Source organism: Faecalibacterium sp. I4-3-84 (genome assembly GCF_023347255.1).
Classification (GTDB): domain Bacteria; phylum Bacillota; class Clostridia; order Oscillospirales; family Ruminococcaceae; genus Faecalibacterium; species Faecalibacterium taiwanense.
In genome coordinates, this window is sequence record NZ_CP094466.1 from 1,422,238 (window position 1) to 1,435,289 (window position 13,052).

10 protein-coding genes and 3 pseudogenes are annotated in these 13,052 nt (G+C 54.8%); all 13 read right to left on the reverse strand.

The genetic code is table 11. From position 1 onward, the window contains the following. Positions 1–32: 32 nt before the first annotated feature. Positions 33–473, reverse strand: a complete 441-nt coding sequence (locus tag MTP41_RS07095; RefSeq protein WP_330221005.1) for a DNA topoisomerase — start codon at positions 471–473, stop codon at positions 33–35. Further along, entirely contained in the window at positions 473–1,279 is an 807-nt protein-coding gene (locus tag MTP41_RS07100) for a hypothetical protein (protein ID WP_143405484.1), read from the reverse strand. The genes MTP41_RS07095 and MTP41_RS07100 overlap by 1 nt, the downstream gene beginning before the upstream one ends. Positions 1,280–1,433: 154 nt before the next feature. Next, positions 1,434–1,580, reverse strand: a pseudogene (locus MTP41_RS07105) (DNA topoisomerase); the annotation flags it as partial. Between the two features lie 99 nt (positions 1,581–1,679). Next, positions 1,680–2,030, reverse strand: a pseudogene (locus tag MTP41_RS07110) (DUF4366 domain-containing protein); the annotation flags it as partial. Next, positions 2,015–2,422 (reverse strand): annotated as a pseudogene (locus MTP41_RS07115) (ParA family protein); the annotation flags it as partial. The pseudogenes MTP41_RS07110 and MTP41_RS07115, both read right to left, overlap by 16 nt. Before the next feature lie 4 nt (positions 2,423–2,426). Next, entirely contained in the window at positions 2,427–3,290 is an 864-nt protein-coding gene (locus tag MTP41_RS07120; protein WP_097777035.1) for a DUF6017 domain-containing protein, read from the reverse strand. Positions 3,291–4,109: 819 nt separating this feature from the next. Further along, positions 4,110–5,042, reverse strand: a complete 933-nt coding sequence (locus tag MTP41_RS07125; RefSeq protein ID WP_118528414.1) for an ABC transporter ATP-binding protein — start codon at positions 5,040–5,042, stop codon at positions 4,110–4,112. Then, a complete protein-coding gene (locus MTP41_RS07130; RefSeq protein WP_005936870.1) occupies positions 5,043–6,140 on the reverse strand; it encodes an ABC transporter ATP-binding protein in 1,098 nt (365 codons plus the stop codon). A gap of 13 nt (positions 6,141–6,153) precedes the next feature. Beyond that, positions 6,154–7,257, reverse strand: a complete 1,104-nt coding sequence (locus MTP41_RS07135; protein WP_249236487.1) for an ABC transporter permease — start codon at positions 7,255–7,257, stop codon at positions 6,154–6,156. A 1-nt stretch (position 7,258) separates the two neighbouring features. Continuing rightward, positions 7,259–8,194, reverse strand: a complete 936-nt coding sequence (locus MTP41_RS07140; protein ID WP_005936865.1) for an ABC transporter permease — start codon at positions 8,192–8,194, stop codon at positions 7,259–7,261. A 162-nt stretch (positions 8,195–8,356) separates the two neighbouring features. Beyond that, entirely contained in the window at positions 8,357–10,054 is a 1,698-nt protein-coding gene (locus MTP41_RS07145; RefSeq protein WP_249236488.1) for a peptide ABC transporter substrate-binding protein, read from the reverse strand. 430 nt (positions 10,055–10,484) lie between these two features. Beyond that, positions 10,485–11,003, reverse strand: coding sequence for a hypothetical protein (locus MTP41_RS07150; protein WP_249236489.1), 519 nt, complete (start codon positions 11,001–11,003; stop codon positions 10,485–10,487). Between the two features lie 112 nt (positions 11,004–11,115). Beyond that, positions 11,116–12,690 carry a ribonuclease Y gene (gene rny, locus MTP41_RS07155; RefSeq protein ID WP_005936849.1) on the reverse strand — a complete coding sequence of 525 codons (1,575 nt, stop codon included), beginning with the start codon at positions 12,688–12,690 and terminating at the stop codon, positions 11,116–11,118. Between the last annotated feature and the right edge of the window lie 362 nt (positions 12,691–13,052).

The following is a 13,052-nucleotide window of genomic DNA, read 5'->3' on the forward strand; positions in this document are numbered from 1 at the left end:
CGCCTTGGAACGGAGTGCTATGCGCTTCGGACTCAGGCGGGAGCCGCAAAAGGATAGCTGCAAAGCAGCGCAAGGAAAATGCAGTTTTCCTTGGGATGGAATCGGGCTGGCGCACAAACGCCAGCTTCGATTTCATTTTCGGATTTTTCCTTGCGGGTGATGCGCTGGATCGTTGCCACCATCTCCTTTCGGCAGGCTTTCAACAGGTTTTCGGCAACGGATTTTTCAGGAATGCGACGGCTGGATGCCGTGCAGCCACTGGTCAGTTCCAGATCCACCGTGTAGAATTTCTCCGGCGTGAAGGCGGCGATGGCGGCTTCCCGCACCACCGTCATGGCAAGCACCGGGGTCATAACACGCCCTACTGCCAGCGGCTGACCGTACAGGCACGAAAAAAGCCGGGACGCATCTGCTCCTTTCGCAAAAAAATAAGCAGCCGCACACCGTAGTGCATGACTGCTATGTATTACGATTACTTATGTTTTTGAGCTTTTTCCACTCTCTCTTCAATCAACTTCCTTTGTTTCTCAGCCAATTTGTCGTTAGCTTCAAAATATTTTTTAAAGTGCAAATCTTCCAAACATTTAGTAATGTTTTTGGGCAATGTGCTTCTATATGGCTTGATCGCTTTTCCAAGCTGATACTGTTTCATGGTATCGGTATTACCCCACACGGTTGTAATAAAAATGAAGTACGGAACTTGAACTATTGTGAATGCGAAGTTAAAAGTATTCTCCTCATCAAATGTCTTAAAATCAATCATCACATTATCGTGAACCCTAAAAGGGATATTTTCAAAAAACCTCAAGTTCTTTGTTGGTATGATGAATTGCTGAACTTTTCGTATTTCTTCCATATTTTCATCATATAGAATTCTCCGCCATGTCTCGATGATTCCGTCCATCTTTTCCAGCTCACATTCAGTCAATGTGGTTTTATCCGTTTCTCTTGTATGTTTTATTACTCTCCAAGCAACAGACAATAAAAAATAGGAAAGTGCATCATCTTTAGATTCAAACTTAATTTCGCCATCATTTGCGATAGCCTTTTGATAAATCCTATTTGAAAAAGCTCTTTCATATTTGCTAAACAGTTCTTCGCATTCACCACACAAAAAAGGTAATTTGAGACCATCCTGTACTCCTCGATTTGGATCATCAGCCATTCTCATTATACATGTTGGTGAATTTCGCTTAAGTGCATTATAGAACATTTTAGGTATAATATGGCTTTCTTTTAAAGGCTTGTCGGTGCATTTGCATAATCTGCATTGTTCCATTTTTAGCTCTCCTATCTAATGAACGTTCTTGGTTATTATAACACACAATCAGGACTGAATTGAGCAAAAAATCAATCATGATATGTAAAGGCAACCCGAAGGTTGCCCCAGGCATCAAGCCTATCCTATTTACACAGGTTCATTATACGGCTCCCATGCTCCACTTGATGAACTTTTCATCGTAGACATTGGGCGGTGCCAGCTCCACTAAGTGCCCCACGCACCAGCTGACGAGATAGCCGTTGCCCTCAAGGTAGCCATCCTGACGGTTGGTGGCACCGAGAACTTTGGCATAGGACATGGCAACGGACGACTTTTCCGCTACGATCAATTTTGCGATAAATATCCCTCCATTCTGTTTCGGATTGCAATATGTAGGTGGCAAAACGCCGCCTTAAAATCAGATGGGTTCGGTATCTTCCTCGCCGGTGTCCTCTGGCTCGTCCTCGGTAGGAATTTCAAAATCGCCCTTGTCCTCGGTATAACCTGCATCGGGGTCGAGGGCTTCTTTTGCGGCCTGTTTCTTATTTTTCTGCTGGACAAAGAAGTAGAAGCCGCCGCCTGCCGCCAGCGCGATCAGCACGACTACCCCCAGAAAGCCGGACGCAATCCTTGTGACCTTATTTTCCTTGGGCTGTTCCGTGCCAGATGCTGCCGCTTCTTCGGCGGCTTTTTTCGCTTCTTCCTCGGCTTTCAGCCTGTCCTGTTCAGCCTGCGCCGCCGCTTTCTTTTCAGAGGTATACAGTCCAGCAGGATAAAATCGTACTCCCGCTTGGCACTGTCCAGCACCTGTTTCAGCATCTTTTCCCGGTTCATGCTGTTCACCAGAGCCACTTCCAGCCCTGCCAGTTCGATGTTGGCAGGAATCAGGTCAACGCCCTCCGCATGGTGCAGGATGCCTTCACCGGGCTGGATGGGCTGGTCGTTCATAGCTTTTGCCATCAGGGTAGAAAGGGTGGTAGGCAGTTCATCGAGCTGCTGCCAGCCCATGCTGATGGTAAGACTGCCCTGTGGGTCAGTGTCCACCAACAGGACTTTCTTGCCCTCCATCGCTAGCCCGATGCCCAAGTTCTCACAGGTGGTGCTTTTTCCCACACCGCCTTTTTGATTGGTGACTGCAATGATCGTAGCTTTCTTTGCGATAACATCACCTCCTCGGAGAACCGCGCGCAAAGTCGTGGTTCGTTTTGTTCTGATAGTAGAGGTTCATGGTGGTGGGCGCATTGTAGAGCATCGCCAGCAGATACTGCTTCATGTTCCGCACCGGGGCGGTGTTTTCTGCCAGAGAATCTAGCACGAAACGGATGTGGTCAGCATTCAGCTTTTTCAGCCGACTGCATACAACCTCGGCAGGCTTGTCATCTCCGGCGATTCGGAGCATCCTGCGCTTGGTGGCACAGGTATCCACCAGCAAATCTACGATCTGGTAGATGGTGTCCTCCTCGTCCGGGCAAAGCCGGAGCAGAAGGTCTACCTCCAACGCCTGATAAAAATAATCCTCAAGCTGCTCCCGGATGCCCTCGGAATAGATAGGGTCAGGATCGTTCAACTCTGTCTTATTCTTATCAGTCTTATTTGCTTGCGGTTTTGGCAGCACCAGAATTGCGCTTTCGGCAGCACCTGAATTGCTGTTTGGGCAATTCTGCACTTGCGCTTTTGGCAAGCCGGACGAAAAGTCCTTGACGTAGATCAGGCTGGGTCTGCCCAAACCACGGCGTTTGCGCTCGATGAGGTCGATGTCCTCCAGTTCCCGGAGCAGCTTGACCGCTTTATGCTCGGCGCAGCAGAGGGACTCCTGCACCTCCCGGACGGTGTAGATGATATACACCCGCCCTTGCTCGTCCAGCCAGCCGTTCTTTGCAGACAGGCTCATACGGTCCAGCAGGATGCCGTACAGTGTCCGGGCATCCGTGGAGAGCTGCCGGAAGCGGTGGTCTTGGAACAGTGCTTTCGGGATGCGGAAGTAGGAGAACAATTCGCCCGACTGCCCGTAGAAGTAGTCCAGCATCATTTGGTGTGGCCTCGGATTTTCAACTGTATGGGTGTGTTCATGTGGAAAACCTCCTTCCCGATTTCTGCAAAAGAAAAAGCTCACCTTCAATTTTAGAAAGTGAGCCATGTAAATCCAAAATAGTAACAGTAAGTGTCGAGTTTCGTAGGTGAAAATTTTCACCTACCGTTTCACCTACAAAGAGCCGTTTTAGAGACAAAAAGCCACCAAAAGTTACGTCAAAGTACACAAAGGCACTTTCATGGAATTATCAGATAGTCACAAGATTTCACAAGAAAAACGGGATTTCAAAATTAGCGACGTTCTCATAACCGCTTGGTCCCGGGTTCAAGTCCTGGCTGGCCCATAGAGAAAAGGCACCCCTAGGGGTGCCTTTTCTCTATATTCAGGGCCGCCAGGACTTGAACAGCACGGCACCGCCATGGGCGGGGCAAACAACAGCCCAGTGGGCTGTTGTTTAGTGCGCGGGTCCCAGCGCATAGGAATGTCAAAAAGTGTCGGATGCCGTTCTGAGGGCCGCTAGGACTTGAACAGCAACGACGACGACCGCGGCCTGCGGCCGAAACAGGGAGGAGTTGTTGGGACAGCGTTCTGATTTTTCAAAGCCCTGCCAAGGGGCTGCGGAAAAATCAGCAAACGCAACCCGTAAGGCCCTGACCGTCAGTTCCCTTTGCGGGTCCCAGCGCATAGGAATGTCAAAAGGTGTCGGATGACGTTCTGAGGGCCAGCCAGGACTTGAACCCAAAACTTATTCAAGTAATGATAATAAAAGAAAGAAGGAGCGTTTCCACGCGGGAACGCTCCTTCTTTCTTTTATTATCATTTACACCATTTTGCAAACTCTTCGTCGGTGCACTTGACATAGTGGCTGCCGCTCACATGGTGATCGGTGCCCTTGTTGTAATCGATGCCGGAAGTGGCGTAGTCGTAGGTCTCAGCCACACGGCGTTTTTCCACCACCGGATTCGGCAGCGGGATGGCCGACAGCAGGCTGCGGGTGTAGGGGTGGATGGGATTCTCGAAGATCTCTTCGGTCGTACCCGTCTCCAGCAGGTGGCCCAGATGCAGCACGCCGATGCGGTCCGAGATGTACTTGACCATGGAAAGGTCATGCGCAATGAACAGGTAGGCCGTGCCGGTCTCCTGCTGGATATCCTTCATCAGGTTGACCACCTGCGCCTGAATGGACACGTCCAGCGCCGAGATGCACTCATCTGCGATGATGAGCTTGGGGTTCATGATGAGGGCGCGGGCAATGCCCACGCGCTGGCGCTGGCCGCCAGAGAACTGGTGGGGATAGCGCTCGGCATGTTCAGGCGCAAGGCCCACCTTGGCCAGAATTTTCTCCACCTTTTCGCGGCGCTCTTCGCGGGTCTTGTACATGTGGTGGATGTCCAGACCCTCGCCGATGATATCCTCCACCTTTTTGCGGGGATTCAGGGACGCCATGGGGTCCTGAAAGATCATCTGCATCTGGGTGCGCAGGGTGTTGTTCTGGCTGTGGTTCAGCTTGCCACTGATATCCTGCCCATCAAAGGTGATCTTGCCGGCAGTAGGGTCATACAGGCGGATGACGCTGCGGCCGATGGTGGACTTGCCGGAACCGGACTCGCCCACCAGACCATAGGTCTCGCCGGGATAGATCTCAAAGCTGACATTGTCCACAGCCTTGACGGTATAGCTCTTGCTCACGCGGAAATACTGCTTCAGGCCCTCGACCTTCAGCAGCGGAGCAGCATTCTGTCCTGCCATTTATTCCGCCTCCTTGATCTTTTCTGCCTCGGCACGCATGCGGGCAATGCGCTGAGCAAGCTCAGGCGGCATGTCCACCTTGGGTGCGCGGGGGTCCAGCAGCCATGTAGCTGCATAGTGGGTGTCGCTGATCTTGAACATGGGCGGGTCCACTTCGTCGTCGATGTTCAGGGCAAAGTGGTTGCGCGGCGCAAAGGCATCGCCCTGCTTCTCATGCAGCAGGTTCGGCGGCGAACCCGGAATGGTGTACAGACGGTCGTCTGCGGTGTCCAGATCGGGCATAGCGGAAAGCAGGCCCCATGTGTAGGGGTGGCGCGGCTCGTAGAAGATCTCATCGATGGTGCCGGTCTCCACGATTTTACCTGCGTACATCACGTCCACATAATCGGCCACCTTTGCCACAACGCCCAGATCATGGGTGATGTAAATGACAGAGATGCCGCGCTCACGCTGGATGCTGCGGATCAGCTCCAGGATCTTGGCCTGAATGGTCACATCCAGTGCCGTGGTGGGCTCGTCACAGATCAGCAGGTCGGGGTCGCAGGCCAGTGCAATGGCAATGACCACGCGCTGGCGCATACCGCCGGACAGCTGGTGCGGGTAGCTCTTCATGCGCTTTTCGGCATCGGTGATGCCCACCTCTTCCAGCAGCTGCACAGCCTTTTTGTAGGCGGCATCCTTGGGCATCTTGTAGTGCCACAGCATGCCCTCCATGATCTGCTTGCCGATGGGCATGGTGGGGTCAAGGCTGGTCATGGGGTCCTGAAACACCATGGCGATGCGCTTGCCGTTGATGTGGCGGCGGATCCACTTTTTGTCCTTCTGCAGCAGGTCCACCGTCTCGGGGCTGCCGTCGGCGTGATGGTAGCTGAACTGGATGGAGCCGCTGTTCACAATGGCGTTCTGTGCCAGAATGCCCATGGCGGCCTTCATGGTAACGGACTTGCCGGAGCCGGATTCGCCCACCAGCGCCACCGTTTCGCCCTTGTACAGGTCGATGTTCACGCCGCGGATGGCGTGCACCGGGCCTGCGGTGGTCTTAAAGGTGATATCAAGGTCTCGCACCGACAAGACCTGTTCTTTTTTCTTTTCAGGCATGGGGTGTTCCTCCTTACATACTCTTCATCTTGGGGTCCAGAGCCTCGCGCAGGCCGTCGGCCACGAGGTTGAAGCTCATCATCAGCAGGCTCATGACCACCATCGGCGGGATGATCTGATAAGGATGGGTGGTGAAGCTGTTGTACAGCTCGCTGATCAGAGAACCCAGCGAGCACTGCGGCACCGGGATGCCCAGACCCACAAAGGACAGGAATGCCTCGGTGAAAATTGCGGTGGGGATGCTGAACATGACCTGCGTGATGATGGGTCCGATGATGTTGGGCAGCACTTCCTTGAAGATGATGAAGAAGCTGCCTGCACCCAGCGTGCGGGAAGCCAGCACGAACTCCTGATCCTTCAGCTTGAGCATCTCAGCGCGGGCAATGCGGCTCATGCCCACCCACTCGGTGAGCATCAGGGCAAAGATAATGGTGATCATGCCGGGCTTGAGCACCAGCAGAAGCAGCGTGACGATCACCAGACGGGGGATGCCGTTGGCAACTTCCAGAAAACGCTGCATCACCATATCCACCTTGCCGCCAAAGTAGCCGGAGATCAGGCCGTAGCTCATGCCGATGACCATATCGATGATGGCGGCGGCAACCGCGATGATCAGGGACACGCGGGCACCCTCCCAGGTGCGGGTCCAGATATCGCGGCCATAGGTGTCGCTGCCGAACCAGTAGTAGACATCCTCCTTGCCCTTTTCCACATAGGCATTCACTGTCTTGGAACCGGTGGTGGTGCTCATTTTCTCGTCACCGTTGAAGATGCCGAAGTTCTCCAGCACCTGCACGCGGGGCGCAAAGTTTTTCTGGCTCAGCTCCTGACCGGAGTAGGTATACTCGTTCATGCCGGGGCCAAATGCCGCCAGCAGCACGATAAAGACAACGAGGATCAGGCCGAGCACCGCGCTCTTTTTGCGGAAGAAGCGCACCCGCACATCCTTCCAGAAGCTCTGTGCGGCAAAGTTCGAGTCCATTGCGATCTCTGCGTCGTTATGCTTGAGCGCAAAGTCCTTCTCGTTGAAGGTATGCTCGGAATATATGGTATCCACTGCGCTGACGATGGCATCAGCCGTGGCTTCGCCGCCCAGGTGAATCGCTTTTTCTGCCATATCAGTCGTCCCCCTTTGCCAAGCGGATGCGCGGGTCGATGATGCCGTACAGCAGGTCAACGACCAGCATGATGCCAATGTACATGGCGCTGTAGATGAAGCTCAGACTGATGACCACATTGTAGTCGTTGGACTGGATGGCCGTCACCAGCAGGCTGCCCACACCGGGAATGGCGAAGATCTTCTCCACCACCAGCGAGCCGGTCATCAGGTCCACGATCAGCGGGGCCAGCACGGTGATAATGGGGATCAGCGCATTGCGCAGCGCGTGGCGGAAGATCAGCGCCGGGCCGGAAATGCCCTTGCTCTCGGCCAGCAGCATATAATCGGAGTCCAGAACTTCGATCATTTCACTGCGGGTAAAGCGGGCAATGGAAGCCATGGTGAACATGGACAGCGAGATGCTGGGCAGCACACTGGAGCCGAACACGTCCTTTGCGCTGAACAGCATGGGGAACCACTTGAGCTTGAAACCAAAGGTATAGCTCAAGGCCAGTGCGATCACGTAAGACGGCACCGACACGCCGATGACCGAGATGATGGTGGCCAGAGTGTCGAAGATGGTGTCCCGCTTGAGGGCTGCAATGATGCCGAGCACAAGGCCCACGATGGCACCCAGTGTAACAGCCATGCCGCCCACACGGATGGAAATGGGCAGACGGGACTGGATCAGCTGGGAGATGGGCGTGTTCTTGGAGATATTGTAGCTTACGCCGAAGTCACCGCGCAGCATGTTGGTCACATAGCGGAAGAACTGCACATAGATGGGCTGATCCAGACCGTACTTTGCGTACAGGGATGCGCGCATCTCCGGTGTCAGCTTTTCATCGTTGAAGGGCGAACCGGGCATCAGCTGCATGAGGATGAACAGCACCAGCAGGATGGCCAGCAGCGTAAACAACGAAGTGATAATACGCTTGAGCGTGTATTTTTTCACGTTGGGTAGACCCCCTTAAAGTTTCTTCTTCTCCCTGCTCAAGACAGGGCGGCTTTTTCTGCCGCGGTCATCCGTGCGCCGGACGTGGACAGTGTAAAAGCCAAAAAGTCGCACAGCGGCAATCACGCTGCCACTGTGCGGCATTTCAGTTTTCGATCAGGATCAGACGCTCTTCTTTGCGTCCTTGTAGACGCGGTTCAGAGCAACCGGGTGGAAGTCCACGCCGGTCACGGCAGAAGAGATCATCTCGGCGTTGCACTGACCATACAGCGGGAAGATGGCGGCCTGCTCCAGCACGATGGACTCAGCGTCATACATGGCTTCCCAGCGACCCTCGGGATCGGTGCACAGATCACCGGTGGTGCACTCTGCGATGATGGCATCGTAGTCAGCGTCGCTCCACAGACCGTAGTTGTTGGAGTTGCCGGTGACCCACATGCCCAGATAGGTCATGGGATCGGCGTAGTCGGGGCCCCAGCGGGTCAGGCCGATCTCAAAGTTGCCGTCCTGCATATCCTGCACGCGCTGCTTCTTGGGCTCTACCTTCAGCTCCAGAGTAAAGCCGGGCAGGGTGGTCTGCAGCTGCTCCTGAACGACCTGAGCGACCTTCTGAGGAGCATCGTCGGCATCGACGACCATGGTGAAGGAGAAGGAATCCTTGCCCAGCTCAGCCTTGGCCTGCTCGTAGTACTCTGCAGCCTTGTCGGGATCGTATGCGCAGAACTCTGCAAACTTGGTCTGGTCGGCGCTGAAATCGCTGCCATCCGGGCCGGTGGCGAACTGTGCGGGCACTGCGGTGTAGGCGGGAGAAGAGCCGTCCTTCAGCACGTCATTGGTGATGGAATCACGATCCAGTGCAAAGGTGATGGCACGGCGCAGGTTCAGGTTTGCCAGCTCCGGCACAGCGTCCATGTTGGGGCTGATGTACCACAGGTAGCCGGCGCCCACGCTGGTGAACTCGGGGTCGTCCTTGACCTGCTCGACCTGCTCGCCGTTCAGCAGGGTGATGTCCAGATCGCCGTTCTGATAGCTCATCAGAGCCTGCTGGCTGTCCTTGATGACCTGATAGTTCAGGCCGTCCAGAGCAATGCGGTCAGCATCGTAGTAATCGGCGTTCTTCACCAGCTCAAAAGCGGTGGCAGCCGGCTCATAGCTGGTCAGCACGAATGCACCGTTGGACAGCACGGTGTCTGCGCTGGTGCCGTAAGTATCGCCGCAGCTCTCAAAGAACTTCTGGTTCATGGGGTAGAAGGTGGGGAAGTACATCAGGCTCAGGAAGTAGCTGACCGGAACGTTCAGCTCCACCTTCAGGGTCTTGTCATCCACAGCGGTGATGCCCAGATCGGTGACGGGCTTGTTGCCTGCAATGATCTCGGCGGCGTTGACCACCTGACCGATATCGCTCAGCATGTAGGCATACTCGGATGCGTTTGCGGGGTCAACAGCACGCTGCCAGCCAAACACGAAGTCTGCTGCGGTAACGGCATCGCCATTGGACCACTTTGCATCCTTCAGGTGGAAGGTGTAGGTCTTGCCGTCCTCGCTCAGCTCATAGCTCTCTGCCAGAGCCTCCACGGCTGCACCGTTCGCATCCATCTGCATCAGGCCGTCGGTGTAGTTGGCGATGACCTCAAAGGAGGTGCCGTCGGTAGCCAGCTGGGGGTCCAGAGACTGGACTTCGGTCTCCAGCATGACGTTCAGCACACCGCCCTCAGCAGAGGCGGCTGCACCAGAAGCAGCGGTGGAGCCGGAAGCAGCGGTGCTGGAAGAGCCGCCGCAGGCAGTCAGAGCCAGTGCAGCAGCCGATACGCCTGCAGCAGCCAGGAAGCTGCGGCGAGAAATACGACGATCGAATTTCATATTTTTTCCCTCTCTCTTACCTCAATGCTTTATTAAGGTAAAGCATTGAATGGTGAAAAATGCACAAAGGTTTTTTGCTCCTCCTCTGGAGCACTGCACACCTTTGTGCGATATCCGCATTATACGCTGTTCCGCCTGAAAAGGAAAGGCTTCCGGCTGTTTTTCTGTGCTTTGACCAATGGTCAGCAAAAATTTTGTTTTTGTTTTTGTGCAGTTTTGAAGATATACTGTAGTTTCTCGAAATACAGTTTCGTGAAAACATGAGTTTTTTGTGTTTTTCGGGGAAACAGATGAAGAGATTTCACCTGCGTATTTTCATTTTTTGTGGATAAGTCGTACTTTCAACCTGTTTTTTGTGCACATACCAGACACAAAAAATCCCTGCTGAAAACGCACCGTTCTCAGCAGGGAAACACCGTTTTTTCGGTTTTTAGGCAAACATAGCCACTACGTAAGTCTCGCCGCCGTATTCAATGAACACCGCGCCCATCCGGCTGCAGCCTGCCGCATAGCTGCGCAGTGCGCTGCCCGCCTCGCTCAGCGGCGGAGCATATAAGTAGCCGGTAAAGCCCCATTCGTTGTTCATTGCAAGGCCGATCACCACGCCTCTGGGCAGGAACAGAAAGCTGGTGGAATGATCGATAAACTCGTACACATCCTTGGCCAGCATGGCACCGGAGCCGGTGGTCATGGGCACCTTGCGTGTCAGCAGGCCGGACTGGGTGGTCAGCTGGGTGGAGTCCTCCACCAGCCAGTCTGCCAGACGGCTGGCTGCATCTTCCAGATCGGTATTATAGGTCAGGCTGGAGTCTACCTCTTTCATCAGGGCCTTGGCCTGTTCTGTATCCTTCTGCACCGTGCCGTCCATCAGTGCACTGCATCCGGTCAGCACCGCCAGTGCCAGTGCACCCGCCAGCAGGCAAGCCAGCCATTTTCTTGCATGTTTCATAGAGTGGTTCTCCCCTTTCGGTCTGTTTTTCTCCATGATACCTTTTTTGCCGCCGGATTACAAGCAGAAAAAAGCTGCTGTGCATCTGCACGGCAGCTTTTTGGGCAAAACTTTATTTTGCGTACTCCACAGCGCGGCTCTCGCGGATCACATTGACCTTGATCTGGCCGGGGTAATCCAGCGTGTCCTCGATCTTCTTGGCAATGGAGCGTGCCAGCAGGATCACCTGATCGTCGCTGATGACATCGGGCTTGACCATGATGCGCACTTCGCGGCCTGCCTGCACGGCAAAGGCCTGCTCCACGCCCTCAAAGCTGGAAGAGATCTCCTCCAGATTTTCCAGACGCTTGACGTAGCTTTCCACGTTCTCGCGGCGGGCACCCGGGCGTGCAGCGCTGATGGCATCGGCAGCCTGAATGATGAAGGCCAGCGGAGTCTTAGGCTCCACGTCGCCGTGGTGAGCCTCGATGGCATGGATGATCTGGGTGTTTTCCTTGTACTTGCGGCAGATATCCACACCGATCTGCACATGGCTGCCCTCGATCTCATGATCCAGTGCCTTGCCGATATCATGCAGCAGACCGGCACGGCGTGCCATGGTCACGTTCACACCCATTTCGCCTGCCAGCAGGCCGGCCACCCATGCCACCTCCATGCTGTGGGTCAGGGCGTTCTGGCCAAAGCTGGTGCGGTACTTCAACCGGCCAATCAGCTTGATCAGGTCCGGGTGCAGGCCATGGATGCCCAGCTCCATCACGGCACGTTCGCCCTCGCGCTTCATCTGCAGCTCCAGCTCGTGGCGGCACTTTTCCACCGTCTCCTCGATGCGGGCGGGGTGGATGCGGCCATCGCCGATCAGGCGTTCCAGCGTCATGCGGGCCACCTCGCGGCGGGTCTGGTCGAAGGAGGACAGGGTGATGGCCTCCGGGGTATCGTCGATGATCAGATCCACGCCGGTAGCCGTTTCCAGCGCACGGATGTTGCGGCCCTCGCGGCCGATGATGCGGCCCTTCATTTCATCACTGGGCAGCGGCACCACGCTGACGGTGGTCTCGCTGCAGTGGTCGGCAGCGCAGCGGCTGACGGCCTGACCGATCAGATTGCGTGCGATGTTGTCGCAGTTTTCCTTCAGGTCGGTCTCATAGGCGGCAACGCGCACGGCCTTTTCGTGGGTCAGCTCCTCGTCCACCTTGTGCAGCAGCACCTCGCGGGCATCCTCCTGACTCAGACCTGCCAGCGTCTCCAGACGCTCCATCTCCTTGGCGCGCAGAGCGTCGATCTCGGCCAGACGCTCCTCGGCCTCAGCGGCGCGCTTTTTCAGCTCCTCTTCCTTCTTTTCCAGTACCTCGGTCTTGCGGTCGAGGGCGGTTTCCTTCTGGTCGATGCGGTTCTCCTGACGGCTGATCTCCGCACGGCGCTGCTTGATCTCCTTATCGGCTTCTGCCTTCTGGGCATCCACCTCGGCCTTCAGCTTGAAGGCCTCGTCCTTTGCTTCCAGAACCGCTTCCTTGCGTTTCTGTTCTGCGGTCTTGATCGCTTCGTTCACCAGACGGGTGGCCTCGGCTTCCGCGCTGCCGATCTGGGCTTCGGCGGTCTTTTTACGGTTGTTGTAACCAATAAAATAGCCTGCACCGATGCCCGCAGCAAGCGCGACGATCAAGATCACGATCCAGATGATCGTGGACATCGCATTTCACTCTCCTTTGTTAAAATTCAAAATTCTGAATCATAAGCAGGAGACGCTGTAGGGCAGGTGTAGGCTGCAAACATTTTTTATAAGTGAGCTTTCAATGCAAAAAGTGGCAACAAGACCACACGCACGGCCAATGCCGCACGGACAGGCTGCAAGCTTTTCTATCTACAGTTCTATCTTATATAAAAACAGGCAGGCTCTGCCTGTAAGGGACACGGGTCATGGGAACGACCTGCACACAGCGTCTTTTATTCCATACTACTATTTATAGTACGAAACAATTGCCCGCTTGTCAAGAGGAAAACCCTGCCCCGCAGAACATTTTGTGCAGAAAACAGGGACAGTATCCGCACCGG

What these genes read in the sequence shown, in the direction of transcription:
- MTP41_RS07100 (WP_143405484.1), bottom strand. Translation starts at nt 1,279, where the DNA reads ATGGAACAATGCAGATTATGCAAATGCACCGACAAGCCTTTAAAAGAA.
- MTP41_RS07145 (WP_249236488.1), bottom strand. Translation starts at nt 10,054, where the DNA reads ATGAAATTCGATCGTCGTATTTCTCGCCGCAGCTTCCTGGCTGCTGCA.
- MTP41_RS07150 (WP_249236489.1), bottom strand. Translation starts at nt 11,003, where the DNA reads ATGAAACATGCAAGAAAATGGCTGGCTTGCCTGCTGGCGGGTGCACTG.
- MTP41_RS07125 (WP_118528414.1), bottom strand. Translation starts at nt 5,042, where the DNA reads ATGGCAGGACAGAATGCTGCTCCGCTGCTGAAGGTCGAGGGCCTGAAG.
- MTP41_RS07130 (WP_005936870.1), bottom strand. Translation starts at nt 6,140, where the DNA reads ATGCCTGAAAAGAAAAAAGAACAGGTCTTGTCGGTGCGAGACCTTGAT.
- rny (WP_005936849.1), bottom strand. Translation starts at nt 12,690, where the DNA reads ATGTCCACGATCATCTGGATCGTGATCTTGATCGTCGCGCTTGCTGCG.
- MTP41_RS07135 (WP_249236487.1), bottom strand. Translation starts at nt 7,257, where the DNA reads ATGGCAGAAAAAGCGATTCACCTGGGCGGCGAAGCCACGGCTGATGCC.
- MTP41_RS07120 (WP_097777035.1), bottom strand. Translation starts at nt 3,290, where the DNA reads ATGATGCTGGACTACTTCTACGGGCAGTCGGGCGAATTGTTCTCCTAC.